The organism is Shewanella sp. BJSY2023SW001 (assembly GCF_047314685.1).
In the GTDB taxonomy this organism is placed as follows: domain Bacteria; phylum Pseudomonadota; class Gammaproteobacteria; order Enterobacterales; family Shewanellaceae; genus Shewanella; species Shewanella indica.
Map to the genome: position 1 here is coordinate 1 of NZ_JBKORF010000060.1, position 25677 is coordinate 25677.

The following is a 25677-nucleotide window of genomic DNA, read 5'->3' on the forward strand; positions in this document are numbered from 1 at the left end:
TGGGGGGTACTGTTGGCCTATAACCTCATTAGATACAAGATGGTGTTGATGGCTAAAAGCTTACCGTCGTTACATCCGAACCAATTAAGTTTTAGAGATGCATCGAGTTATATCATTTTTAAACTGACTCAGCTGTCATCTCAAACGCCAGGGAATGTCCCGAGAGATGTCTTGGACATAGTGCGTAATGCGAGGCAGTTCAAGCTTGATGGGAAACGCGATAGAGCCTATCCACGTGCGTTAAAAATGAGTAAAAACAAGTATCCCATTAAGCCTAAGAAAAATGCCGTTCACACTAAGTGAACGGCATTACTGCCTTGGCAGCGTTTTTTTATTACGGAGAGGCTATTTGGCCTGATGCAGAAACTCGGCGCGGGTGGCCGGGTTGGACTTGAACACGCCGCCAAGAGCCGTAGTGGTGGTGGAGCTGGTGGAGTCCATCACACCGCGGGATTTAACGCAGTAATGCACCGCATCCATTTTTACCGCCACATCTTTGGTTTCCAGCAGGGTCTGCAACGCGACCAGTACTTGCTGGGTCAGGCGCTCCTGCACCTGTGGCCGCTGGGCAAAGAAACGCACTATGCGATTGATCTTCGACAGGCCGATGATCTTCTTTCGCGGCAGATAGGCCACAGTGGCCGTGCCGTCTATGGTCACCAGATGGTGCTCACAGGTGCTGGTGAGGCTGATATCCTGCACCCGCACCATTTCATCGAAGCCCATCTTGTTGTCGATAACAGTGATCTTGGGGAAGTTGGCATAGTCGAGGCCGGAGAAAATTTCGTCGACATACATCTTGGCGATACGTTTCGGCGTATCCATCAGGCTATCGTCGCTCAGATCCAGCGACATCAAGGTCAAAATGGCCTTCATATGGGCCTCTATTTTTTCCTTGCGCTCCTCGGCCGACAAGCCACAGGGTACCATGGGGGTCTCGAGTCCTCGCTCCAGGAGCGCGGTCTGAACCATCAAAGCTGCTTCACTCAATGCCATTGTTTTCCTCCGGCGGATAGACGCCAAGCAAGCGCCTTCCGTTTGTTACTGTCCGCGCAAGCTGTGTGACGCTTTTCACATTTATCTGCGGGAAGCGGAGGATACCGCTATTTGCTGTAAATTCATACCAGAAAAGCCCCATAGCACGAAAAAAGCCGCTCTCTGGAGAGCGGCTTGGTTTACGGCAGTTAAACTTAAACGCCCAGATTCTGCTTCAGGAAGTTGAGCATTTTCTGATAGTAGATGGCTCTGTGGCTTTCATCGTAGAAACCGTGACCCTCATCATCCATGATGATTTTCTGGTAGGGGTAGTTATGCTTCTTGAGCGCATCTTCCAGGGCTTCAAACTGCTCTATGGGGGCGCGCTCATCATTGCCGCCGTGCACAAGCAGCAGGTTGGCCTTGAGCTTGTCGACGTTGCGAGTGGGCGACATAGCGCGCAGCACGGCTTGATCCTGACCAAGCACAGTTCGCAGGTAGCTAGTGCCCGAGTCACGTGCCTGCACGTCACCTTCTTTAAACATCATTTCCAGATCGTACACCCCGGCAAAGCCGATGGCGCACTTGAACAGATCCGGCTCCATGACCGAGCTTTGCAGCGCGCTGTAGCCGCCAAAACTGCCGCCGACGATACAGATGCGCTGCTTGTCCACTATGCCTTGATCTATCAAATGGCGGGTGGCGTCTATGATGTCGTACTGAATTTCACTGCCCCACTTGCGGTAGCCCGCTTGCTGGAAGGCTTCGCCATAACCACCCGAACCGCGGAAGTTAACCTGCAGTACGGCTATGCCCTGATTGGCCAGCATCTGGTTTTGAGGATCAAAGCCCCAGCTGTCCCTGACATAGTGTGGGCCGCCGTGCGGGTTGACCACCAGAGGCAACTGCTTGGGATCTTTGCCGGGAGGCAAGGTCAAATAGGCCTGAATCGTCATGCCGTCACGCACCTTGATATCCATGGGTTTCACTTCAGCCATTTTGGCCGGATCTATGCTTTCCATGGTACGCAGCAGATGTCTGAGTTTGACCGTTTTAGTATCAAACAGATAGTAATCACCCGGGTTGCGGTCGTTGAAGGCCAGAATGATCATCTTGTCGGCGTTACGGGTCTCGCTGATGATGCGAACCTGATGCCCCGGCAGACTGGCCAGCAGCTGCTTCAGATACACTGCATGCTGATCTTCCGGATCAACAAAGGCGTAGGTTGGGTAACCGTTGGCAAACTCCACCGCGTAGAGCTGTTTGTTTTGGCCGTTGATCCAGAAGTTGTCCGGCTCGACTCTGGCGTCATTGACCATCATCTTCTTTTCACCGGTTTTCAGATTGACCCGATACACGGCCTTGGGCTCATCGGCCTGGGAGGCGGCGGCATAGACGCTGTTGGGGTCTTCGGTGAAGGAGATTGGGGTAAAGTCCTTCAGGCCGATATTCAGCTTGTCGGTGTCAATCCATTCACCGTCATTACGGTAGAAAATACGGGTGTTGTTGCTTCTGTCCTGACCGGCCACAAAGCGCACCTCACCGTCATCATCTGTCATGAAGCTGGCCATTCCTATGGGAGAGCGGGTAATTTTCTTGCGAGTGCCGCGGTAGACATCAACCCGATAGACATCCTGCAACTGTTCGTAATCCAGGCTGCGACCGCCGTTCCAGGGGATGGCATTAACCAACATGTAACGGTCATCATCCGGCAAGGGATCGAGCACATAGGCAGTGGCCTGGATGGCGGTGTTTTTCTTCAAGTGGGAACCGGTTTGTTGCTGGCCCGAATTGTAACCGAACAGATAAGCAACCTTGGAGCCGTCGGCATTCACCGCCATCAATTCACCATAGTAGAGCGGGCGATCATCCCAGCCCTTGAGGTATTCCTTGGCGACCACGACACGTTCATCGTTGACCCAGGTGTAACTGCCCACTTGGGCATTGCCCGGGAAGTAAACAATATGCTTGGCACTGAGGTCTTCAGTATTGAGGATCAGTAGCTTATCTTTTCCTTCGTGATTCATGATCACGCTGAGATAGTCACCGGAGGGGGAGATTTTCACATTGGTGTATTGCGCCCCCTGGCTGAAAATTTCTGCCGGCGTGGGCGTTTGATTACTCTGGGCCAGTGCGAGTGCGGGGGCCAGCAATAATATACCGGTCAACAAAGGTTGGAATTTCATTTTACATCCTTGTGTTTATTATAAGTAACCTATGTTTGTTCAATGTTAATTAAATGCTTGGGTTTGGACAAGGCTAAATCCATAAAAAAAGGACGGTTTTTACCGTCCTTTATCCCGAAAAAAATAGGGTATTCAGCTCTGCAATAACTGGCTTTGAATAAACTGCCACTGCTCCTCGAAGTGAGCCGTTGGCTTGAGCTTGAATTCACTGCGAACAAACTGGGCAATGCGACCTTCGGCCACCGCCAACAGCAGATTTGCCAGAATGGCTTCATCCAGGGCGAATTTTTGCCCTTCTCGCAGGGACTTTTCCCGCAGGATCTGCTTTAGATGGGTTTCCAACTTGGCAAACAACAGATTGATCCGTTCTCTGAGACGCTCATTTTCGCCCAGCAGGGCATCACCGCTCAGAACCCGGGAGATCCCTGGGTTGCGCTCGGCAAACACCAATAACAGCTGCAGTGCCTGTTGGCAGCGTTTCATGGTGTCTTTCTCCTCATCCATGATGAGGTTGATGCGTGACAGCAGAGAGTCTTCAATAAACTCAATCAGGCCTTCAAACATCCGCGCCTTGCTGGGAAAGTGGCGATAGAGCGCCGCTTCCGACACGCCAACTTCCGAGGCCAACTTGGCAGTGGTAATCCTTTGCCCCGGATTGGTTTCCAGCATTCTGGCAAGGGATTGGAGTATGTGTTCACGACGATTGATTTTTTCTTTTACAGCCATGTTTCGCTCTGTCAGTGGCAGGGATTATTGAGTGCCTGAGTGACCGAAGCCACCCTCGCCTCTGTCCGAGGTGTCAAACTCATCCACCAGTTTGAACTGGGCTTGAACGACGGGCACAAACACCAATTGGGCCAAGCGGTCACCTATCTCCAGGGTGAAAGGTGTCTGGCTGCGGTTCCAGCAGGAAACCATCAGCGGGCCCTGATAGTCAGAGTCGATCAGGCCGACCAGGTTGCCGAGTACTATGCCGTTTTTATGGCCCAGCCCCGAGCGGGGCAGGATCACCGCCGCCAGAGAAGGGTCGGCCACGTGAACCGCAATTCCGGTCGGGATCAACACTGTTTCACCCGGGGCTATGGTGATGCTGGTGTCCAGCATGGCGCGCAGATCCATGCCGGCACTGCCTGGGGTCGCATAGCTTGGCAGCGGAAATTCACTGCCAATACGCGAGTCGAGAATTTTCAGTTCTATGGGTGTTTTCATGAGTGGTTTTTATGCTTCGCTATCAGGATCAGCAACTGTTTGGCCAGGCTCAACTTGTCGGTGGCCGGCAGTTCATCACAACCTGTTGCAGAAAATACTTTCAGAGCATTCCGGTCGGCATTGAAACCCTGACCCGGAACAGACACATCGTTGGCGGCAATCATATCGAGTTTCTTGCGCTTGAGCTTGTCACGCGCGTAGGTCTCCACTTCATGGGTTTCTGCCGCAAAACCCACGGTAAAGGGCCGGATAGAATGGCTGGCGACCGTGGCCAGAATATCCGGGTTACGCACCAGTGCCAATGCCATGGTTTCGGAAGATTTTTTTATTTTGGCTTCGGCGACATCGGCGACACGATAGTCTGCCACTGCGGCGCAGCCAATAAAAATATCCTGTTGTTCCACCCGTTGCATCACGGCATCGAGCATCTCTTTGGCCGATTGCACATCGACTCGAGTCACCCCTGCCGGGGTAGCCAAATTAACCGGGCCGCTGACCAGAGTCACTTCGGCGCCCATCTGCGCCGCCGCAGAGGCCAGTGCAAACCCCATCTTGCCTGAGCTGTGGTTGGAAATATAACGCACAGGATCTATCGCTTCGCGGGTCGGTCCGGCGGTGAGCAGCAACTTTTGGCCGGCCAACAGCTGTGGCTCAAAGCAAGCGGCGGCTCGCTGGGCGATATCATTGGGTTCCAGCATACGCCCCGGGCCGACTTCACCACAGGCTTGGCTACCGCTATCCGGGCCCCAGATACCATAGCCGCGCTCTGCCAGCACCTTGAGGTTCTCCTGGGTCGCTGCGTTTTGGTACATCTGTTGGTTCATCGCCGGGCAGAGCATCACCTTAGCCGCCGTTGCCAGGCAGGTGGTGGTGATCAGTTCATCGGCCATACCGGCACGAATGCGGGCCAACAGGTTGGCGGTAGCGGGGGCAATGATAACCAGATCGGCCCAGCGGGCCAATTCGATATGCCCCATGGCAGCCTCGGCCGCAGGATCCAGCAGATCTGAGGCCACAGGATGGCCGGATAACGCCTGCAAGGTCAGCGGAGTAATGAATTCCATGGCGCTCTGGCTCATGACGACCCTGACTTCGGCACCTCTGTCCTGCAGGCGCCGCACCAGATCGGCACTCTTGTAGGCGGCAATGCCACCGCCAATCCCCAAGAGGATTTTTTTATGCTTCAGGCTCATAGAGACAATCAACTGATGGTAATTGGCGGCTAAGATATCACAAAGCTCCCCCGACTTGGCAGGATGCAGCTTCAAAAATCTCGACCATAATTGAAACAAAGTATAGGGCACAGGGACGGGAGCCAAGGATGGGTATCAGAGACTGGCCTACAGGAGAGGGCCCAAGGGAAAAGTTGCTGCAGCAGGGAGCCAAGAGCCTGAGTGATGCCGAGTTACTGGCGGTCTTGCTGCGTAACGGCCTGGCGGGACAGAGTGCGGTCGAATTGGCCAGAGATTTGCTCGCGGCATTCGGCTCACTGCGGCAACTTTTGGTGGCACCGCTGAATCAAGTTGCCCGAATTCCGGGAATGGGACCGGTGAAATATACCCAATTGCAGGCCGCCGCCGAACTTTCGAGGCGAATTTCCCGGGAAAAGCTGCAAAGAGGGCCGGTTTTGACAAATCCGGATTTGACTCGCGACTATTTAATGAGACAATTAGCAGACCGTGCCACCGAGGTGTTTGCGATTCTGTTGCTGGACAGCCAGCACCGAGTAATCCAATTCGTGGAATTATTCCATGGCACCCTGGACTCTGCATCCGTCTATCCGCGAGAGGTGGTTAGACTGGTGCTGGAAAAACAGGCCGCGGCGGTCATAGTTTGCCATAATCACCCGTCCGGCGTGGCTGAGCCCAGCCAGGCTGACAGGCGAATTACTGAGCGGTTGAAATGTGCGCTCGCAACCATAGATGTTTCACTTCTGGATCATATGGTTGTAGGGGATTGCGAGATAGTTTCCTTCGCAGAACGCGGATGGATAGTTTGATCCATCGCTTGATCTTTCCTCAGTTATCCTGTATAACATGCGCCCTCTTTGTGCCTCGGGCGACGGCCATACGAGGCACATTAATGCTCGAGCGTTAAAATTGTTTTTTGGAGAAGATTGACATGTCAAGAGTATGCCAAGTTACTGGCAAGCGACCAATGGTTGGTAACAACCGTTCGCACGCAAAAAACGCAACTCGTCGTCGTTTTTTACCTAACCTGCAGAACCACCGTTTCTGGTTAGAAGACGAAAAGCGTTTCGTACAATTGCGCGTTTCTACCAAGGGTATGCGCATTATCGACAAGAAAGGTATCGAAGTCGTTGTTGCTGAACTTCGTGCCCGTGGCGAGAAGGTGTAATAGAAAATGGCTAAAGCTAAAGGAAATCGTGAGAAGATCAAGCTGGTTTCAAGCGCCAAGACTGGTCACTTCTACACTACCGACAAGAACAAGCGTAACATGCCTGAGAAAATGGAGATCAAAAAATTTGATCCCGTAGTTCGTCAGCACGTTATCTACAAAGAAGCCAAAATCAAGTAATCCACTTGGTATTTGAATTCTTGGAAAGCCCCTCTAGCAGGGGCTTTTTTATATTCAACTTTCAGTCACATTGGCTATATCAAGACAATGCCATATCAGAAACTCTGGGTACTCTGTAGCCGTTTTTAATCAGTGTCATCAATCCTGGCCCTCATTGCCACCGCGCCCCGGTAGCAGAAAACAACTTCGGCCCCTGTTTAGCGCAACATGACACTCAGCTTAACCAAACACTGAATAGTACTTGCTGCACTTCCTTTCTCTGGCACAATGGCGGTTTGTCCGTTCCGATAAGGGTGTATTAATGAAATATGCAGCCGTCCCTTTGACCTCCCTGGCCATTTGTTGGCTGTTTCTGCTCAGCTTGCCGCTGGCGCTGTTTTCCCTGTCAGAGCCGCTCTTCCCCTGGCTCAATCTCGACAGTGCCGCCGCTCAGTTTTGGTACTGGTTAACCGTGTCCGGTTCGGCCCCCTGGGGCGTAAGCACTGTGTTGTTGGTGTTTGCCATCAGCTTTTTTATCCTGCCGAGGGGCAGCTGGCTGAAGATGATGTTCTGCACTTCGCTGGGCTTGGTGCTGTGTTTGTTGCTCAATGAACAGCTCAAGCTGGTATTTGCCGAATCACGGCCCTATATCGAATGGCTGTCCCACCAGCAGCATCTGGATATCAAGGAGTTCTACAGCATAGACAAATATGCCCGCAGGGAGCTGTTGGCCCAGGTTCTTCCCGGGGTATCACCGCTGGATATGCCGATCTCGACACAGATCCAGCGCCACTGGCAGATAGAAACAGGGTTTTCCTTTCCCTCCGGCCACACCATTTTTGCCGTGACCCTGACTATGTGCAGCAGTTTCTTTCTGCTAAGGCACAATAATCTCTGGCTTCCGGCGCTGCTTATCTGCTGGGCGCTGTTGATGGGGCTGAGCCGTATGTTGCTGGGAATGCACTGGAGTGTCGATGTATTAACCTCGACCCTGCTGGGAGGAATATTGTCGGCCTTGACTATCTATGTCGGCAGTCACAGCTATCGCCGCCTGGAACCTTGGTTCACAGGGGCTGTGAGTAAAGGCTAAAACGAAAACGCCCCGTCATTGGACGGGGCGTTTATCTAAAGGCGGGCTATCAGTTAAGCACTTCGGCCAGAGCCCGCAGGCAAAGGGCAACATTTTCCCGTCTGGCACCGTAACCCATCAGGCCGATACGCCAAGCCTTTCCGGCCAAGGCGCCGAGGCCGGCACCTATCTCCAGATTATAATTATCCAACAGCTGCTTTCTCACGGCGCCATCGTCGACACCTTGCGGGATATAAACTGCGTTGAGCTGCGGCAAGCGGCTCTGCTCGGCCACCACAAATTCTAGCCCCATGGACTCAAGCCCCTGACGCAGCAAAAGGTGCATCTCCCGGTGGCGCTGCCAGGCATTTTCCAGCCCTTCTTCAGCCAGTAACCGCAGCGCTTCGTGCAGTGAGTACAGAGCATTAACCGGCGCTGTGTGGTGATAACTGCGCTTGCCATCACCGCTCCAATACCCCATCACCAGGGACTGATCCAGGAACCAGCTCTGCACCGGGCTCTTGCGCGCCTTGAGTTTAGCCACTGCGGCCGGTGAGAAAGACACGGGGGACAAACCCGGCACACAGGAGAGGCACTTCTGACTGCCGGAATAGATGGCATCTATGCCCCAATCATCGACTCTGAGCTCGACGCCTCCGAGGGAAGTTACGGCATCGACAATCGACAGACAGCCATGCTCACGCGCCAGGGCGCACAGCGTTTTGGCGTCGGAAAGCGCGCCGGTGGAGGTTTCGGCGTGCACAAAGGCCAGGAAGGCGGCATCGGGATGCGCCTTCAGCGCAGCTTCCACCACTTCTGGGTCAACCGCTGTGCCCCATTCGAAATCCAGCATCACCGCCTCGGCGCCAATCCGCTCGACGTTCTGGCGCATTCTGTCGCCAAACACCCCGTTACGGCAGACAATCACCTTTTCGCCCGGCTCCACCAGGTTAACGAAACAGGTCTCCATACCGGCGCTGCCCGGGGCAGAAACCGCTATAGTCATCTCATTGCGGGTTTGAAACGCATATTGAATGAGACTCTTGAGCTCATCCATCATGGCCACAAACAGAGGATCCAGATGCCCAACCGTCGGCCGCGACTGCGCCGCCAATACCTGAGGATAGACATCCGAAGGGCCGGGGCCCATCAGGATCCGGCGGGGAGGGTTAAAAGCGCTAACCGAGGGTGCAGCAAACATCTTGGCTCTCCTTACAAGAGGTTTCAGGGTACGGATTAGAATAATAACTCAAGACCATAGCATAAAACTGACCGCCGGACTGCCCCTGCTTTTGGCGAAGACAGTCGACCTTAATCCTTTCAGGATCTCACTGGCCTGGGCGCGCCAGAAACAGCCGGTAAGCGGGGTTATCCGTTTCGTCCTGACAGACAAACCCCAACTCATCCAGAAACTGATCAAAGGCGGCTTCATCGGCCTTGGGCACTTCAAAGCCGGCCAGCACCCGCCCAAAGGCGGCGCCATGGTTGCGATAGTGAAACAAACTGATGTTCCACTTACTCTTTAATGTCGTGAGAAACTGCAGCAAGGCTCCGGGATGCTCCGGGAATTCAAAGCTGAGCAGTTTTTCTTCCAAAGGCTCGGGTGGCAAGCCGCCCACCATATAACGCACATGCAGTTTGGCCGCCTCATCGGCAGATAGATCCTGCACCGCAAAACCGGCACTCTCCAGAGATGAGATAATCGCCTGCAGCTCGCTGACACCTTCGCTAAGACGGATCCCGGCAAAGACCACGGCGCGATCGCGCCCGCTGAAACGATAGTTGAACTCTGTCATCACCCGCCGCTCCAGCAGTTCACAAAAATGCAGGAAGGAGCCAGGCCTTTCCGGAATGGTCACTGCCAGCACCGCCTCTTTATGCTCGCCCAGTTCGCAGCGCTCGGACACATATCTCAGGCTGTGAAAATTGACATTGGCCCCGCTGAGAATCGCCGCCAGTTTCTCGCCCTTGCCCTTGTCACCGACATACTTTTTCAGCCCGGCCAGCGACAAAGCACCGGCAGGTTCGGCAATGGCGCGGGTATCCTCAAAGATATCCTTGACCGCAGCGCAGATTTCATCCGAGCTGACAGTCACCACCTCATCGACATATTCCCGCGCCAATCGAAAAGGCTCCTGACCTATACGCTTAACCGCCACCCCATCGGCAAACAAACCCACCTGCTCCAGCGTCACAGGTTCATCCGCTTCCAGCGCTGCCTTAAGACAGGCGGCATCTTCCGGCTCGACGCCGATGATCTTCACCTCGGGCATCACAGCTTTGTAGTAGGCGGCAATGCCAGCGATTAAGCCACCGCCGCCCACTGGCACAAACACCACTTCAAGATCTCTTTGCTGCTGCAGCATCTCCTGGGCAACCGTGCCCTGCCCGGCGATTACCGCCTCATCATCAAAGGGGGGAATAAACACCCGCCCCTCATCCTGGGCCAGCGACATGGCATACTGATTGGCCTGATCGAACGACTGCCCATGAAGCACCACATTGCCGCCAAGGCGGCGCACCGCATCTATCTTGATGTCCGGGGTGGTGGTTGGCATCACTATCACGGCGTCGACCCCGCGACTCGAAGCCGACATGGCAACGCCCTGTGCGTGATTACCAGCCGAGGCACATACCACTCCGTTTTCGCACTCAGCGGGGCTCAAGACGGCGATGCGGTTATAGGCGCCACGCAGTTTGAACGAGTGTACCGGTTGCATATCCTCGCGTTTGAGAAACACCTGGCAGCCCAGGCGGGCCGACAACTTGTTCAGACTCGACAGCGGGGTAACCCGCGCCACATCATAGACATGGGACAAGAGGATCTTCTGCAGATAATAGTTGGCCAGCGACAACTGACTCTTGGATGCCAACGCCAACATACTAGCCCTCCAACTTAGTGCGATCACGCACGGCGCCCTTGTCGGCACTGGTGGCCAACATGGCATAAGCCTTGAGCGCCAGCGACACAGGGCGTACCCGCGCCAACGGCTTCCAGGCCAAAGGCCCCTTGGCCTGCATCGCCTCACGGCGCCGGGCAAGCTCTGCATCACTCAGCTTAAGCGTGATGCTGCGGGCCGGGATATCGATTTCAATGGCATCACCATTTTCAATCAAGGCGATAGTGCCCCCTGAGGCGGCTTCCGGTGACACATGGCCTATGGACAGCCCAGAGGTACCGCCGGAGAAGCGGCCATCTGTGATTAAGGCGCAGGCCTTGCCCAAACCGCGGGACTTGAGGTAACTGGTGGGATAAAGCATCTCCTGCATACCAGGGCCACCTTTGGGGCCTTCGTAGCGAATAACCACCACATCCCCGGCGACCACTTCACCGCCGAGGATCCCGGCAACGGCCTCGTCCTGGCTCTCATATACCCTGGCCACGCCCTTGAACCTCAGGTTGGATTCATCCACCCCGGCGGTTTTCACTATGCAGCCATGCTCGGCCAGATTACCGGACAGTACCGCCAAGCCCCCTTCCTGACTGAAAGCAAACTCGCGGCTGCGGATACAACCTTCACGGCGATCTGTATCCAGTGATGACCAGCGGCAATCCTGGCTGAAGGCCTGGGTAGTAGGGATCCCCGCGGGGCCGGCGCGGAAGAAGTCTTTTACTTTCGCAGACTCGGTGCGCATCACATCATAATTGGCCAACACAGACTCAAGCGAGCCATCATCGGACGCCACATGATTAACATCCGTGTGCAATAAACCGGCGCGTTCCAGCTCACCCAAGATCCCCATTACGCCACCGGCTCTGTGGACATCTTCCATATGGTATTTAGGGGTCGAAGGTGCCACCTTGCAAAGGTGCGGCACCTTGCGGCTGAGGCGGTCGATATCTGTCATGGTGAAATCCACTTCGGCTTCCTGAGCCGCAGCCAACAGGTGCAGCACAGTGTTGGAAGAACCGCCCATGGCGATATCCAAGGTCATGGCATTCTCGAACGCCTTGAAGTTGGCAATATTGCGCGGCAATACCGAGGCATCATCATCCAAGTAGTAACGCTTGGCCAGCGCCATCACTCTTCTGCCCGCCTCCAAAAACAGTTCGCGCCGGTCGCTGTGGGTCGCCAACATGGAGCCGTTGCCCGGCAGCGACAGCCCCAACGCCTCGGTCAGGCAGTTCATCGAGTTAGCGGTAAACATGCCGGAGCAACTGCCACAGGTTGGGCAGGCGCTGCGTTCGATTTTCTCGCTGTCGGCATCGGATACCCTGTCATCGGCCGCCGCCACCATCGCATCCACCAGATCCAGCTTGATAAGCTTATCGGACAGTTGGGTCTTGCCCGCTTCCATAGGCCCGCCGGAGACAAATACCACAGGGATATTGAGCCGCAGCGCCGCCATCAACATGCCGGGGGTGATCTTGTCGCAGTTGGAGATACACACCAGAGCATCGGCGCAGTGAGCATTGACCATATACTCGACGCTGTCGGCAATCAGTTCACGGGAAGGCAGGGAATAGAGCATGCCGCCATGACCCATGGCGATGCCGTCATCGACCGCTATGGTGTTGAACTCTTTGGCGATGCCACCGGCCTCTTCGATGGCCGATGCCACCAGAGAGCCCATGTCTTTCAGGTGTACATGACCGGGAACAAACTGAGTGAAGGAATTGGCAATGGCGATAATGGGCTTACCGAAGTCGCCTTCCTTGACCCCTGTGGCACGCCAAAGGGCTCGGGCTCCGGCCATGTTGCGGCCTTCGGTACTGGTTGCTGATCTGAGTTTGGGCATTGCTCAATTCCTTACGCTTATTCTGATGATTCTTGGTTAGCCGTTGACGGTACGGGAGAGGCTGCTTGCGGGCCGCACAGTGCAGCGGGCCACGTCTACCAGCTTAGTCAACTGACGACTCAGCAGCTCTATGGCTCTGTCACTGTCGACCGCCATTGCCAGCTGCAGGCGCTGATCCTCGGCCAGTGTCATATGCATATCGCGGACGGTAAAGCCGCGGTGACGGGTTACCCGCAATACACGTTCCAGCACTTCGGGGCGTTGTTCCAGGGTCAATTCCAGATTATGGATCATGATCACTTCTCCGTTTGTTCCATCATTTCACAGTTGGAGGCGCCGGGGGGAACCAGCGGCCAGACATTAAAGGCATCGTCTATGGCGACGTGCAGCAGGAAGGGGCCTTTGGCACTGAGCATCTCATCCAGTGCCTGCTCAACCTCATCGGCCGAGTAGATGGTGCGTCCGGGGATATCGAAGGAGGACGCCAGGGTAACAAAATCGGGGTTATCGGACAGGTCGGTTTCGCTGTATCTCTCTTCAAAAAACAGCTGTTGCCACTGTTTCACCATGCCCAACTTCTGGTTATCTATCAAAAGTATCTTCACCGGCAGTTTACGACGCTTGATGGTGGTCAGCTCCTGCACATTCATCATGAAAGAACCATCGCCGGAAACCGTGACCACAGTGGCATCCGGCCTTGCCATCTGCGCGCCTATGGCCGCCGGCAAGCCAAAGCCCATGGTGCCAAGCCCGGCACTGGAAAGATGATCTTCCGGGCGGCGAAAGTGCATATGCTGGGCAACCCACATCTGGTGCTGGCCGACATCACAGCTCACCACAGAGTCAATCGGCAGCTTGTTGGCCAGACGGCGCAACATGGCCGGCGCATAGATGAGTGAGCCTGGGTGGGCGTAATCCCACTGGTGCAGCGCCCGCAGGTGCTCGACTTCCGCCTGCCAGGGTGCTATCTGCAGCGCTTGCGGCGCCAGTTGCGTCAATATGCTTCTTAAGTCCCCATCCATGGCCACATCCGGCTGGCGCAGTTTGCCAAGTTCGGCGGCATCGATATCCAGGTGGATCACCTTGGCCTTGCTGGCAAAGCTCTCCAGCCTACCCGTGACCCTGTCATCGAAACGGGCGCCGACCACCAGCAGCAGATCGCACTGCTGCACCGCCAGATTGGCGGCCTTGTTGCCGTGCATCCCCAGCATGCCAAGGTAACCTTGAGTGCCGTGGGCTATGGCGCCCAGCCCCTTAAGCGTTGCCACCGAAGGAATACCGCTGCGCTGAATAAAGGCCCGCAGCGGCTCTACTGCGCCCGCCATACCGACGCCGCCACCGACGTACAACATGGGTTGGCGCGCGGCCGCCAGCAAGGCGTTGGCTTCTGCCAAAGCCGCCTGGTCCAGCTCAGGCTCATCGGGCACCGCCTGCAGCGGCGCCTTGTATTCCACTTGAGCAAGCTGGATGTCTTTGGGGATATCCACCAACACAGGACCGGGACGGCCGGAGGCGGCGATTTCGAAGGCGCGGTACAGGGTAGCAACCAGTTCCTCGGCGCGGGTCACCATAAAACTGTGTTTGGTACATGACAGGCTCATGCCCAGCACGTCCATCTCCTGAAAGGCATCTGTGCCTATCACAGAGGTGGAAACCTGGCCCGTGATGGCCACCAGCGGCACTGAGTCCAGCAGCGCATCGGCCAAGGCGGTGATCAGATTGGTCGCCCCCGGGCCCGAGGTAGCCAGGCAGACGCCCGTCTTGCCGCTTGAGCGGGCATAACCGACGGCGGCGAAGGCGGCGCCCTGTTCATGACGGGAGAGCAGATGTTCGATCTGGCTGTCGTAGAGAGCATCGTAGATAGGCATGATGGCTCCGCCGGGATAACCAAAAACCGTGTTCACCCCATGGGCGGCCAATACCTTGATAACTGCTTCACTGCCGCTGATCTTCTGCCCTTGTTCCATCTTGTTATCTCGCCTATTTTTGCTGCTGTTTAAGTTTTCAATGGCCCTGAAACGACAAACCCCCCGGTCCTTTCGGAGCGGGGGGTTTGTTTGCAATTTCTGACCCTATCTGGTCTGTCGTCGCGCCACGAGCCGCCCCCGCTGTGATGGAATAATCACGACGGTAATAATCACGAGGAGGAGCTTGGCGCTTAAGTTAAACATTTCTCAGACAGTTTCCTGTATTCAATTTATCTGCTTGGCGAGCCCTTTGGCGGCGCACTTATTAACCATTACCATAAAGTGTTTTCAGAACACAACAAAAAAATTCACAACCTGAAAATCTTCCAACTTGGCCTGGCTATGGCACCCTCGCCAATGGCTCGCCTAAACAGCTTGATTGCCGCCGGCGGCAATCAAGCTAACGTTTACGTCAATCTTGCAGGTTTATCCTTTTCATTTCAGTCATGTAACCGCGAAGTTCGGCACCGACATACTCGACGGCCGTATGGCGAATCGCTTCGTTGACCTCGATCAGACGCAGATTATCGACCCCATTGCCCGAATCCTTGAGACCGGCGCCCAGGACCTCGGGAGAGAGGGCGTTGACATAGTCACGCAACAGCGGCACGGCGGCATGGTTAAACAGGTAACAGCCATATTCGGCGGTATCCGAGATCACTACGTTCATCTCATAGAGGCGTTTACGGGCTATGGTGTTGGCAATCAGCGGCGTCTCATGCAGCGACTCGTAATAGGCCGACTCTTCGATGATCCCGGCATCCACCATGGTATCGAACGCCAGTTCCACCCCGGCCTTGATCATGGCCACCAGCAAGATCCCCTTGTCGAAATAGGTCTGCTCATCTATCTGCTCGGCGCAGGTCGGCGCCTTTTCAAAACCTGTGTTATTGGTCTCTTCACGCCAGCGCAGCAAATTGGCGTCGTCATTGGCCCAATCGGCCATCATGGTGGCGGAAAACTCGCCGCTGATGATGTCGTCCATATGTTTTTCAAACAGCGGGGTCAGCAACACCTTAAGCTCTTCGGCAATTTCAAACGCCTTGATCTTGGCCGGGTTGGACAGGCGATCCATCATATTGGTGATACCGCCATGCTTGAGCGCCTCTGTGATGGTTTCCCAGCCCTGCTGGATAAGCTTGGCGGCATAACCCGGCTCAATGCCATCGGCCACCATCTTGCCGTAACCCAAAATCGCCCCTGTCTGCAGCATGCCGCAGAGAATGGTCTGCTCGCCCATCAGATCAGACTTCACCTCGGCGATAAACGAGGAGTGCAGCACGCCGGCACGATCGCCGCCGGTAGCACTGGCATAGGCCTTGGCGATCTCCAGACCGTCGCCATTGGGATCGTTCTCAGGATGCACGGCGATCAGTGTCGGTACCCCAAAGCCACGCTTGTATTCCTCACGCACTTCGGTACCTGGGCACTTGGGCGCCACCATGATGACAGTGATGTCCGGCCGCACCTGCATCCCCTCTTCCACTATGTTGAAACCGTGGGAATAGGACAGGGTCGCACCTTGCTTCATCAAGGGCATTACCGCATTGACCACAGGAGTGTGCTGCTTGTCCGGTGTCAGGTTCAGTACCAGATCGGCTGTGGGGATCAGCTCTTCGAAGGTGCCCACCTTGAAACCGTTTTCGGTGGCCCGCTGCCAGGAGGCACGTTTCTCGGCTATGGCTTCGCTGCGCAGGGCATAGGCGATGTTCAGCCCTGAGTCACGCATGTTCAACCCCTGATTGAGCCCCTGGGCACCACAGCCAAGGATGACAATATTCCAGTCCTTGATATAGTCACAGCCGTTTTCAAACTCGCTGCGCTCCATAAAACGGCACTGGCTCAGCTGTGCCAATTGCTGCCGCAGATTCAGGGTATTGAAGTAATTTGCCATCTTAGCCACCTGTTTAACCAAATTCCTGGGACCAAGCCGAAACGGCTCAGTGATGCAAATCACTATAGCCCATGGTTTAAATTGCTTGAAATGATATATTCGGCATGTCATGTTGCACAAAACGCAACAACAAAAGAGGCAAAACGGCATGGATATTCGGGCGATAAAACTCTATCTGGATCTCTGCGACACCCTGCATTTTTCCCGCACCGCCACCCGGATGCATGTCAGCCCTTCAACCTTAAGCCGCACCCTGCAAAGGCTGGAAGATGAAGTGGGTAGCAAGCTGCTGGAGCGGGACAACCGCAGCGTCACCCTGACCCACGCTGGCGAAGCCTTTCGCCGCTTCGCCAGCCAGACACTGACTCAGTGGCAAGAACTGCGCCGCGAGCTGGATCCGCAGCAAAAGCTGCTGAGGGGCACGCTGCAACTCTATTGTTCGGTCACAGCCGCCTACAGCCACCTGCCGGCCCTATTGGATAAGTTTCGCCGCCAGCAGCCCCTGGTCGACATCAAACTCACCACGGGTGATGCTGCCGATGCGGTACAGGAAATTCAGCAGCAGAGGGCGGATATCGCCATCGCCGCTCTGCCGCAGGACTTTCCGCCGAGTCTGCACTTTGCCCCCATAGGTGAAGTGCCGCTGTCGATTATCGCGCCCACCATCAACTGTCAGTTGCAGTCGCTGCTGGCGCAAAATCCTATTCCCTGGGAGCAACTGCCCTTTATCGTGCCCGACCACGGCCCCGGGCGTTTACGGGCCGAGCGCTGGTTCAAGGCGATGGGGATCAAAGCCAATATCTATGCCCAGGTATCGGGCCACGAGGCGATAGTGCCCATGGTGGCTCTGGGCTGCGGTGTCAGCATCACTCCGGATGTAGTGGTAGCCAACAGTCCACTGGGCGAGAGGATAAAAACCCTGGCCTCACCGGCCGAGATAGCCCCTTTTGAGCTGGGGTGCTGCTGCAAGGCCAAGCGGCGCCAGGATCCCTTGGTAAGTGCGTTTCTGGAAGTGATTTAGCTAAGGCTTGGAAAGTCGGGCGGGCTTTACCACTTATAACTGAGCCCTATGCAAAATGCTTAACTCAGTCGATGGTCTTTATGCCACGCCCTTTAAGCTTGCCTTAAATATCGAGTGACTCTTCATCCTTGGGCAGTTGATCTTCCTGAGGCAAGAGGCGGGTGACCAGCAACTGGTCAACCTTGTAGGCATCTATATCCACCACCTCAAACTTATAACCTGCGTAGTTAACCGAGTCGGTACGCTTGGGGATCTTGCGTAACGTATACATCATAAAACCGGCGATGGTTTCATAGTTTTGGTTTTGCGGAAACTCCTCAATACCAAAGGCACGCATCACGTCGGTTATCGGCGTCACCCCGTCCACCAGCCAGGAATTGGCGTCACGGGGCACTATCTGTTCTTCACTTTCATGCAGCGACCAGGCGCCCATTACCGCACTTTGCAGATCGTCAGTGGTCACAATCCCCACCACCAAAGCGTATTCATTCATCACCACCGCAAAGTCGGCCCTGTGATGACGGAAATATTCCATGGCTTCCGACAGACTCAGGGTATCGGGAATAATCAGGCAGTTGCGCACTAACGAGGTATCTTTCAAATCTATCTTGCGGCCGTTGATCACCCGCAGCAGCAGTTCCTTGGCGTCCACCACACCTTTGATATTGTCCAGCTGACCATCACACACCAAAAACTTGTTGTGCGGATCCTCGGCGATTTTTTTCTTGATAGCGTCTTCATCATCCTGCAACAGGAAATACACCAGGCTCTCACGGGCGGTCATCGCCGAGGTGACGCTGACAGATTGCATCTCAAATACATTCTCGATCATCTGCTGCTCGCCCTTATCCAGCACACCGGCCTCGGCACCGGCATCCATAATGGCGTAGATATCATCAGGGGTGATTTCATCATTGCGGGCAGTAGGTATCTGCAGCAGTTTGAAGATACCGTTGGCCATGCCATTGAATACCCATACAAAGGGGCGCAGCAAGGCAATACAGACAAGCATGGGGTTTACCAAGTTAACGGCCACTTTCTCCGGTAAGGCCATGGCAACCCGTTTGGGCATCAGGTCGGCGATCAGAATAAACAGACTGGTCACCAATACGAAAGACAACACAAAGCTTACCTGTCCTACCCAGGGCGGCGGAACCACATGGGCCAAAGCTGCCGCAAAATAAGGGGTAAAAGCAGACTCACCGACTATACCACCCATGATGGCAACGGCATTGAGACCAATCTGCACTACGGTGAAAAAACTGCCCGGAGTGGTTTGCAGCGCCAACACTTTTTCGGCGCGCAAATCTCCCTCATCGGCCATCTGTCGCAAACGGATTTTACGGGAAGCGGCCAGGGCAATTTCAGACATGGAAAAAAAGCAGCTGGTTCCGATCAGGCAAAAGATAATCACCAAATTATCGAATAAACTCATACAACACCTTAGGTTAGTTACAAAGCGCTTCTATGCCGTGCCCTTATATCCAGGCCTGAATGTGGAGTGACTGGGAGGTCTAAAGGCGAACTGGTTACCGGTACGGGTACTAAACTGGCGAATTGAGTGGCTTTGCTATACTCCAAGAAACCCATTGCAGGCTTCTTCTACCGGAATGAAGTTCACATTATATCCGTTTGCCGCATTTTTGACAGTGATGCTTATCTCACCGGTCTCCAACGCAAAAGATGAGCTTAACGGCATACCATTAAAAATATGTGTCGAAGAGTCCGAATTTCCACCCTTCAATTACTTTTCCAGAATAGATGGCCGTAAGTCCCATAACAGTGACGGCTATGATATTCAGCTGCTTTATCGACTGTTTACGCCACCGCGTTGGCAGTTACACATCATCGCCCTTCCCTGGCCAAGGTGCATGTTGGAAGTGGAATTGGGCAAGATAGATGCCGCCATGAGCGCCTCAGCCAACCCAGAGCGACGGCGTAAGTTCCTGCTATCGCGCTCCTATTACCACCTCACCCCTGGGGTGGTGTTTCTCAAACAGCGCTTCCCAAAGGGTCTAAGATTCAACTCGCTGACGGAGCTAACGCGGATAGGCACAGTTTGTGGCATTCGCGGCTTCAATTACCACCACTTCGGTTGGAATAACTCTCTGCCACTGTCTTTGAGCAAAGATCTGCCGTTGATCCCCGAGTTACTGCAACGGGGTAGATGTGACTTCTTTCTGGCACGGCTGGAGGTTTTCAGCGGCACCTTAAAGCTGATGAAGCGCAATCCCCAGGACTTTGGGTTAGCAACGCAAGCGGTTCCCCACACCCGGCCAGAACCCTTCTATATGCTAGTATCCAGACAAAGCCCACACAAGATGGCACTGCTTGAAGAGTTCAATAGCGGCGTCACCCTACTGGAAAAATGCGGCGAGTTGCAACTGTTACTGCAAGCCTTCACAGACCACTGAATTCCAGGCTATTGCGCAATACACCAAGTATTACGTCCTTGATGTTTAGCCTGATAGAGCGCCTTGTCTGCCAGCCGAATAACCTCACTCAAATCCCGTGTATTCGGGGTCAGGAGTGCCAATCCAAGACTGATAGTGACTATACCTGCGGGTGCTGAGCCATGAGTAATTTGCAATTCCCGAACCTGAGTCAACAAGGTTTCGGCAACACCCTCAGCTTGCCTGCGGTCGACTCCCGGCAACACCAAGGCAAATTCTTCGCCGCCGACTCTGGCCAGCAAGGCGCGTTCAGGAAGAGCTTTACGCATGGCCTGCGCCAAACGCTGCAATACCCGGTCACCGGCCGGATGGCCAAAACAATCGTTAAAAGCTTTAAAGTGATCGACATCCAGCATTATCAAGGCGCCCCCCTCTTCCGAAGCCAGCAAGCACGCCAGAGATTCGGTAAAGGGACGTCGGTTGGCCAATCCAGTTAGCTCATCTGTTTCCGAAAGCTGTTTAAGTTTGTGATTCAGCCCCAACAGCTCACGTTGCAGCCCCAACATCTGTAAATCCCTGCGCTCCCTGACCAGGAGCTCGTTGAGCGCAGCGGCAAACTGAGTCAACATGGCACGGCGGGATTGAGGCCAAAGTTTTGGAGATTGACTATTGCTTAGCGACAAAATCCCCAGCAAGTCTTGCCCATCTGTGATGGCAAACAGCGCCAGGGAACGTAACTGCAACTGTTTGAGTAACCTATATTCGGCGCTATCGTCAGATTGTAGATTTTCCACATCCTCCACGATAATCATATGTCTGGTGTTGAGTTGCTCAGCAAAGCGATTCAACTCACTGATATCTATGTAACTTGAAGAATGAGGCTTCCCCCGACGACTCCAGACGCTACGATAACAGAGTTGTTGTTCTTTGATCTCCAGCAAGGTAACCCGCTCGACGGCAAACAACTCAGCAATCTGACGACCTACATCGGCCAAAGCCTGATCGACGTCCCCTGGCTGTACCTTCAGAAACTGCAATGATAGATCCGCCAATAACTCATTGGCTCTGGCCTGCCAAGCCAGTTCTTTATGGCTAAATTCCACCTGCTCGGACAATTGCCTTTGCCCTCGAGTCAAATGCCTCTGCTGCCAGCGTTTGCGAGCAAAGTCGGTTCTAATACGTCGGTACATCTGCTCTATGGCGCGGGCCACGCTGCCAATTTCATCTTGATTTGCCGCCCCTACCTCATTAGGTAAGGGCACTTTTCGCGGTTGTCCCAAATCGATACGATTGACGTATGCGGCCAGCGCCGCCAATCTTCCGGTAACCAGACTGCGCACCAGAGTCAGAATCACGTAGATCATCAGCAGGGTTTTCAAGCCATTACCCACGACTATCAGGATCATCTGCCGCCACAACTCATAATAGAGCTGGTTGCGGCTGCGTTGAACCTTAAGCTCACCTATCTGTTGCTGACGGTAGATTATTGGAAACAGAAAGGTTTCATTATCCTGGGCCTGATTATTTCCCACTTGCAGGGTAATCCCATCGACACTGGACAAAGACGCGCCGGAGACATAAGGCTGCATGCCTATGCCAATCAGTATGTCCCGCAGCAACTTATGGTCCACATCCCAAATGGCCTGTGCCATACCGGGCAGATTGGCTTCGACATATTCATTTAGCCTACGATTACCGCCCTCAACACCATCCTGATAGTTCCAGAACAACTGGGCCACCATGGTCATCAAGGCAAAGAATGAACTGACACCTATGATAACCAAGGTCATCTTGTGACTGATGACAGAACTTTGCTTCAATGCGTTACTTCCGATGTCTGTTGGTACCAAGCGAGCAGTGCCCGCCAGTTTCGTTGCTCTAGCAGATTGAAAGGTTCTGTGCCCGGAACCAACAGCCTGAACATTGAGGAGACCTCCTCATTCCAAGGCTTAGCCTCACTGTCGTCGCGAATGCGCCTGAGCGCCTCGGCTCCTGCCAGCAAATGACCGCCGCCCAGGACACTGACTCGCCCCTGGCTACGCCAATCAAGCACCTTGGAGGAAGTATTGATACTGGCAATGAATATATCCTCTCCTGGCCTGAGTCCCTTTTCCTCCAGCGACGCAATAGCACCAAAGGCCATGTGATCATTGGCGGTCCAGATCCCTTTCAGCTCCGGGTAACGTTTCAGCAGAATTTCTGTTTGCGTCTTGGCTCTTTGCTCTTGCCAATGACCGTAGACGACTTGTAATGGCTCTACCCCTCTTTCTCTGAAGCCATTTATTGCCCCTTGAGTCCGGGCTATAGATGCTGGCGTTCCCTTATCGCCGGAAATCAGCAGCACTTGTTGCGTCCCTGGCCCCACCTGCTGCAACAAGGCCTGCGCAGTAAGAAAGCCTATCCGTTCATTGTCAGGGATCAAAGGCGGCAACAGATGCTGTCGCCAGTAAGGCTGTTGTTGCAACAAATGACGCACCTCGGGAGCCACATCATTGAGCAACAAAAGAGTCTTAACAGGCAAACCTTCAAAGGCAGCCAACATTTTTACGGCAACATTTTTTTCATTAACCAAAATAATGTATTGAGGTAACTGTTTACGGGTAGCCAATTCTTGTGCCAAAGCTATCATCCGAAAATGATCCCTATTGGCATGCAATATTTCCAACTCAATATTTAGCTCGGTAGCTGCTGTCAACATAAGGCTGTCTATATCGCCCCAGAAACTTTCCTGAGCAGATCCTGGATTAATAAAGCTCACCCGTATCGGATGAGATTGAGCCAAAGGCTTGGCAGGATAAACCAGAAAAACAGTTAGCCAAGGTAGGATAAACAAAAGAAGTTTACGTCGTGGTATGAAGCTATCCCACCACGACGTATTAAGTAGATTCAACAGCAAGGTATCCATCCCCCAGGCAAACAACACATCTCGTATACCGGGGAATTAAAACACAAATGAGCTACTTTTGTGGAGATTAATTAACCTGTGGCAAACTTTCCAAAGGCTGATAACCCATTTCATTGAGTTGATCATTAACGCAAGTCAGCAGATACTCCTGACGCTCTTCGACTGGAACCGCGTCTTCATCAGCCATCTGCAAACAGGCTTGCAGCAGTTGTTGAACGTCGGTTTCACTGGCTTGAGGCAATGCTTTTTCTTCATCGACAGCCAAAACAGCACCACTGAGTAACATACCGGCCAACAGTAAAGTTAAGCTTTTCATCTGGTTTCCTTGTGTGAGTAAAGTGTCGTTTCGCGGAACGGCACAGAGAAGTCTCACACAATCTATCAGTAGATTTTACATTCAGATAACGAGAAATTTTTGCCGTGACAGTGACCTTTTTTATCCAATCGACAACCAGGAAAGATGAAAACAAGCCCCTGAAGGACTTATTCGCACTTTCCCCTAAGTCTTCTATCTCTAGTCATCGCAATAAAGCATGTGTCTTTAGACGTATTGGAAGGAGCTCAGTTGGTACTGAAAAGAAGTATCCCTGTAAACCGTCATAAGGCACAAACTCCATCGCCAAAAACTGGTCCAAGCTCTCGACCTTTTCAACAATCACTTTCAGTAAGGCTTTATCCTTCAACTGATAGACATGCTCAATAAAATCGGCTCTTATCTTCTCAGAGCACTCAAAACCATTAGGCAAGATCAATTTAATATAATCAACACAGCCAGTACCTATCCACCCCTGTCTTAGATCTCCTTCAGGCTCAAAATCATCCAAAGCTATTTTTAGTCCTCTATCATGCAGCTTTGCCACACTAATAAAAGCCGGGTGAGCGCAATCCGAATTCAAACGTTCAGTTATCTCAATAACCAATTCAATATCCTGTTGCTTCAATGTATCATTTAGCCAAACCAGTTCAGCTTCCAATGCCATTATCACCCTGGCTTCAACATTAATAAACAAACGTTTTATTTTACGCCCTGTCAAAGCCAATACATCAAGATTCCTATAATCAATCACAGCTAACTGGTGCAACTGCTCCAATGATAAATTCAATAGCTCTTTACACTTTAAATTTTGATAAAAAAATTCAACATTCTTGTGCTGCATTCCTGGCCTAAATAAAACTTCATATGCAACACTCTTTATACATCCATTAACCTCTCTGGCAACTATTTCTTGTAAATGAGCCTGTGTCAAAGGTTTAAAATCCGCTTGAAAGAGAGATTCTTCTTTAGAAAAACCGTCATTACTCACATGGATATTGCTGCTTCTCTGCTGCATTAACATACACCCTCCTTAGACAACAGGAATCAACTCCCACAAACAAGATGACACCCTGTAAGATCAATAACATTAGCCCGGTAATCAGGAGGCTCTCACCAAAGCCATTGTTTATACAGTTATAAAATCTAATAAATAAACCAAAATGGACAAGGACACAGAAACCAATAATTGTCACAACAAAACAACAGGTTGCAACATTAACATTTCGTTGATTAACAAATTATAAACTGAAACGCTGGATTTTTTATCACTTATTATTAGAATGAAAACATGTAGGCGGCTAGGTTGAAGCCAAAAATCAGTAGGATCCAAGATGGACACCACCAAAGGAAGGGAACACATCACTGTTCGCCAAAACAACGGCAATCCAACCATAAGCACAAACACCAGAAGATATAAGTGTTCGACTCCGGAGTTTTATATATTAAAAGAAATGTATAACAACAAAGGGCAAGCTGTAAGCAGAGATAAATTATTATCAGTGGGCTGGTATGGTAGAGTCGTATCTCCGAACTCTATTCCAGTGGCCATCGCCAATCTAAGGCGTGTATTCAGAGAAATACTAGGCAATGAGTTAATCTTCACAGTCAAAGGGGTTGGATATGGCTTAGACATAATGCAAGATCATCTAACAATAGACTTCATATTAGACAATCAAGAAAATTCCATCTTTGAGAAAGAACAAAAAGTCAAAAGCAATAAATTGACAACAACCCCAAAAGAAAACCAACCTTCTTCAATCAAGATAATTTCAATAATAACAATATCAATTGCACTATTCCTCCTACCATTCACTATAAAAATATCAGTTACAGAAAACCTCCCTAAAGTAGACATTTACACTGATGGAAAAACAAAAATAATAACCCTAACAGAAATAAAAAACATGGATGATCAAAAAGAAATAAAATCACTCATTCACAAGCTTAATTATAAGTTACTTGCAACTATTGATTTTCACGATCTCAAGTCGGAAATAAACGATGATAAAGATACCGCGAATTCAACTCCGAAGTGCACCACTCGCTAAATTAGGCTGCCTTGCGTAATTCATTGAATACCGCAATAGGTTGCCTGAAGCCGAGGCACTTTCTCGGTCTGGCATTTAATGCCCGTTCAATCTCACTAATTTGCCTATCTGTTACCGTCCGCAAATCGGTGCCTTTCCGTATGTATTGCCGCAGCAAACCGTTGAAGTTTTCATTCAGTCCGCGTTCCCAGGACGAATAAGGGTTAGCGAAGTAGACATCCGTTTTAAGCTTTTCTGCGACCTGTTCGTGGTCACAGAACTCGCTGCCGTTGTCCGCAGTGATAGTTCGAACATAACTTCGATATTTCCACAGCATGCCAACCATTGCCCGGGCCACATCGGCTGCGCTTTTCGCTGGCACTTTGCGTATCAGGTACAGCTTACTTTTTCTCTCAACCAGGCTGACAATCGCGCCCGTACCTTGCTTGCCCAGAACC

The 25677-nt window shown here is 52.6% G+C and carries 24 protein-coding genes and 1 pseudogene; 8 read left to right on the forward strand and 17 right to left on the reverse strand.

Translation table 11 applies throughout. The features are described from left to right. Positions 1–303 (forward strand): annotated as a pseudogene (locus tag ACMHXH_RS13905) (IS4 family transposase); the annotation flags it as partial. 42 nt (positions 304–345) lie between these two features. On the opposite strand, the gene folE reads toward ACMHXH_RS13905, so the two are convergent. The 5 genes from folE to coaBC all read right to left on the reverse strand — a co-directional run bounded on the left by folE (position 346) and on the right by coaBC (position 5563). Next, positions 346–996 carry a GTP cyclohydrolase I FolE gene (gene folE, locus ACMHXH_RS13910; protein WP_025010867.1) on the reverse strand — a complete coding sequence of 217 codons (651 nt, stop codon included), beginning with the start codon at positions 994–996 and terminating at the stop codon, positions 346–348. Positions 997–1190: 194 nt separating this feature from the next. Then, positions 1191–3161 carry an alpha/beta hydrolase family protein gene (locus ACMHXH_RS13915; RefSeq protein WP_251767313.1) on the reverse strand — a complete coding sequence of 657 codons (1971 nt, stop codon included), beginning with the start codon at positions 3159–3161 and terminating at the stop codon, positions 1191–1193. Between the two features lie 132 nt (positions 3162–3293). Then, positions 3294–3887 carry a nucleoid occlusion factor SlmA gene (slmA, locus tag ACMHXH_RS13920; RefSeq protein WP_025010868.1) on the reverse strand — a complete coding sequence of 198 codons (594 nt, stop codon included), beginning with the start codon at positions 3885–3887 and terminating at the stop codon, positions 3294–3296. Between the two features lie 24 nt (positions 3888–3911). Further along, positions 3912–4370, reverse strand: a complete 459-nt coding sequence (dut, locus tag ACMHXH_RS13925; protein WP_025888140.1) for a dUTP diphosphatase — start codon at positions 4368–4370, stop codon at positions 3912–3914. Continuing rightward, entirely contained in the window at positions 4367–5563 is a 1197-nt protein-coding gene (coaBC, locus tag ACMHXH_RS13930; protein WP_039035387.1) for a bifunctional phosphopantothenoylcysteine decarboxylase/phosphopantothenate--cysteine ligase CoaBC, read from the reverse strand. The genes dut and coaBC overlap by 4 nt, the downstream gene beginning before the upstream one ends. Before the next feature lie 128 nt (positions 5564–5691). Here coaBC and radC point away from each other — a divergent pair, with 128 nt between their 5' ends. The 4 genes from radC (at position 5692) to ACMHXH_RS13950 (ending at position 7977) form a co-directional block, all read left to right on the forward strand. Continuing rightward, complete coding sequence (gene radC / locus ACMHXH_RS13935; RefSeq protein WP_039035359.1) at positions 5692–6369, forward strand: RadC family protein; 678 nt, start codon at positions 5692–5694, stop codon at positions 6367–6369. A gap of 122 nt (positions 6370–6491) precedes the next feature. After that, positions 6492–6728, forward strand: coding sequence for a 50S ribosomal protein L28 (rpmB, locus tag ACMHXH_RS13940; RefSeq protein WP_028769274.1), 237 nt, complete (start codon positions 6492–6494; stop codon positions 6726–6728). A 6-nt stretch (positions 6729–6734) separates the two neighbouring features. Beyond that, complete coding sequence (gene rpmG, locus ACMHXH_RS13945; RefSeq protein WP_025010872.1) at positions 6735–6908, forward strand: 50S ribosomal protein L33; 174 nt, start codon at positions 6735–6737, stop codon at positions 6906–6908. Positions 6909–7209: 301 nt separating this feature from the next. After that, complete coding sequence (locus ACMHXH_RS13950) at positions 7210–7977, forward strand: phosphatase PAP2 family protein (RefSeq protein ID WP_233962882.1); 768 nt, start codon at positions 7210–7212, stop codon at positions 7975–7977. A 49-nt stretch (positions 7978–8026) separates the two neighbouring features. Here ACMHXH_RS13950 and ACMHXH_RS13955 read toward each other — a convergent pair whose 3' ends face one another. The 6 genes from ACMHXH_RS13955 to ilvC form a co-directional block, all read right to left on the reverse strand. After that, entirely contained in the window at positions 8027–9157 is a 1131-nt protein-coding gene (locus ACMHXH_RS13955) for a pyridoxal-phosphate-dependent aminotransferase family protein (protein WP_144361408.1), read from the reverse strand. 127 nt (positions 9158–9284) lie between these two features. Then, positions 9285–10838: a threonine ammonia-lyase, biosynthetic gene (ilvA, locus tag ACMHXH_RS13960; protein ID WP_071476407.1), complete on the reverse strand. Its 1554-nt coding sequence runs from the start codon at positions 10836–10838 to the stop codon at positions 9285–9287. 1 nt (position 10839) lies between these two features. Next, entirely contained in the window at positions 10840–12696 is a 1857-nt protein-coding gene (gene ilvD, locus ACMHXH_RS13965) for a dihydroxy-acid dehydratase (protein WP_335911681.1), read from the reverse strand. A 36-nt stretch (positions 12697–12732) separates the two neighbouring features. Beyond that, complete coding sequence (gene ilvM / locus ACMHXH_RS13970; protein ID WP_025010070.1) at positions 12733–12990, reverse strand: acetolactate synthase 2 small subunit; 258 nt, start codon at positions 12988–12990, stop codon at positions 12733–12735. Positions 12991–12992: 2 nt separating this feature from the next. Next, entirely contained in the window at positions 12993–14663 is a 1671-nt protein-coding gene (ilvG, locus tag ACMHXH_RS13975; protein WP_413738187.1) for an acetolactate synthase 2 catalytic subunit, read from the reverse strand. Positions 14664–15075: 412 nt separating this feature from the next. Continuing rightward, on the reverse strand, positions 15076–16557 hold the full coding sequence (gene ilvC / locus ACMHXH_RS13980) for a ketol-acid reductoisomerase (protein ID WP_413738189.1): 1482 nt from the start codon (positions 16555–16557) through the stop codon (positions 15076–15078). A gap of 148 nt (positions 16558–16705) precedes the next feature. On the opposite strand from ilvC, the gene ilvY reads away from it, so the two are divergent. Beyond that, on the forward strand, positions 16706–17578 hold the full coding sequence (ilvY, locus tag ACMHXH_RS13985; protein ID WP_025010072.1) for an HTH-type transcriptional activator IlvY: 873 nt from the start codon (positions 16706–16708) through the stop codon (positions 17576–17578). A 103-nt stretch (positions 17579–17681) separates the two neighbouring features. On the opposite strand, the gene ACMHXH_RS13990 is transcribed toward ilvY, so the two are convergent. Beyond that, positions 17682–19013, reverse strand: a complete 1332-nt coding sequence (locus ACMHXH_RS13990) for a hemolysin family protein (RefSeq protein ID WP_162206615.1) — start codon at positions 19011–19013, stop codon at positions 17682–17684. Positions 19014–19188: 175 nt separating this feature from the next. Here ACMHXH_RS13990 and ACMHXH_RS13995 point away from each other — a divergent pair, with 175 nt between their 5' ends. Beyond that, a complete protein-coding gene (locus tag ACMHXH_RS13995; protein ID WP_251767308.1) occupies positions 19189–19992 on the forward strand; it encodes a substrate-binding periplasmic protein in 804 nt (267 codons plus the stop codon). An 8-nt stretch (positions 19993–20000) separates the two neighbouring features. Here ACMHXH_RS13995 and ACMHXH_RS14000 read toward each other — a convergent pair whose 3' ends face one another. From ACMHXH_RS14000 to ACMHXH_RS14015, 4 genes are all read right to left on the reverse strand, one after another. After that, positions 20001–21791: a diguanylate cyclase domain-containing protein gene (locus ACMHXH_RS14000; protein ID WP_052248260.1), complete on the reverse strand. Its 1791-nt coding sequence runs from the start codon at positions 21789–21791 to the stop codon at positions 20001–20003. Then, complete coding sequence (locus tag ACMHXH_RS14005) at positions 21788–22876, reverse strand: ABC transporter substrate-binding protein (RefSeq protein ID WP_083399807.1); 1089 nt, start codon at positions 22874–22876, stop codon at positions 21788–21790. Before ACMHXH_RS14005 ends, ACMHXH_RS14000 begins: the two co-directional genes overlap by 4 nt. Before the next feature lie 67 nt (positions 22877–22943). After that, entirely contained in the window at positions 22944–23192 is a 249-nt protein-coding gene (locus tag ACMHXH_RS14010; RefSeq protein WP_039035769.1) for a hypothetical protein, read from the reverse strand. Between the two features lie 202 nt (positions 23193–23394). Then, complete coding sequence (locus tag ACMHXH_RS14015; RefSeq protein ID WP_335911679.1) at positions 23395–24213, reverse strand: EAL domain-containing protein; 819 nt, start codon at positions 24211–24213, stop codon at positions 23395–23397. A gap of 310 nt (positions 24214–24523) precedes the next feature. Here ACMHXH_RS14015 and ACMHXH_RS14020 point away from each other — a divergent pair, with 310 nt between their 5' ends. Beyond that, a complete protein-coding gene (locus ACMHXH_RS14020) occupies positions 24524–25240 on the forward strand; it encodes a winged helix-turn-helix domain-containing protein (protein WP_413738192.1) in 717 nt (238 codons plus the stop codon). 1 nt (position 25241) lies between these two features. Here ACMHXH_RS14020 and ACMHXH_RS14025 read toward each other — a convergent pair. Beyond that, on the reverse strand, positions 25242–25677 hold a 436-nt coding region (locus ACMHXH_RS14025; protein ID WP_413737912.1), incomplete at its 5' end, for an IS30 family transposase.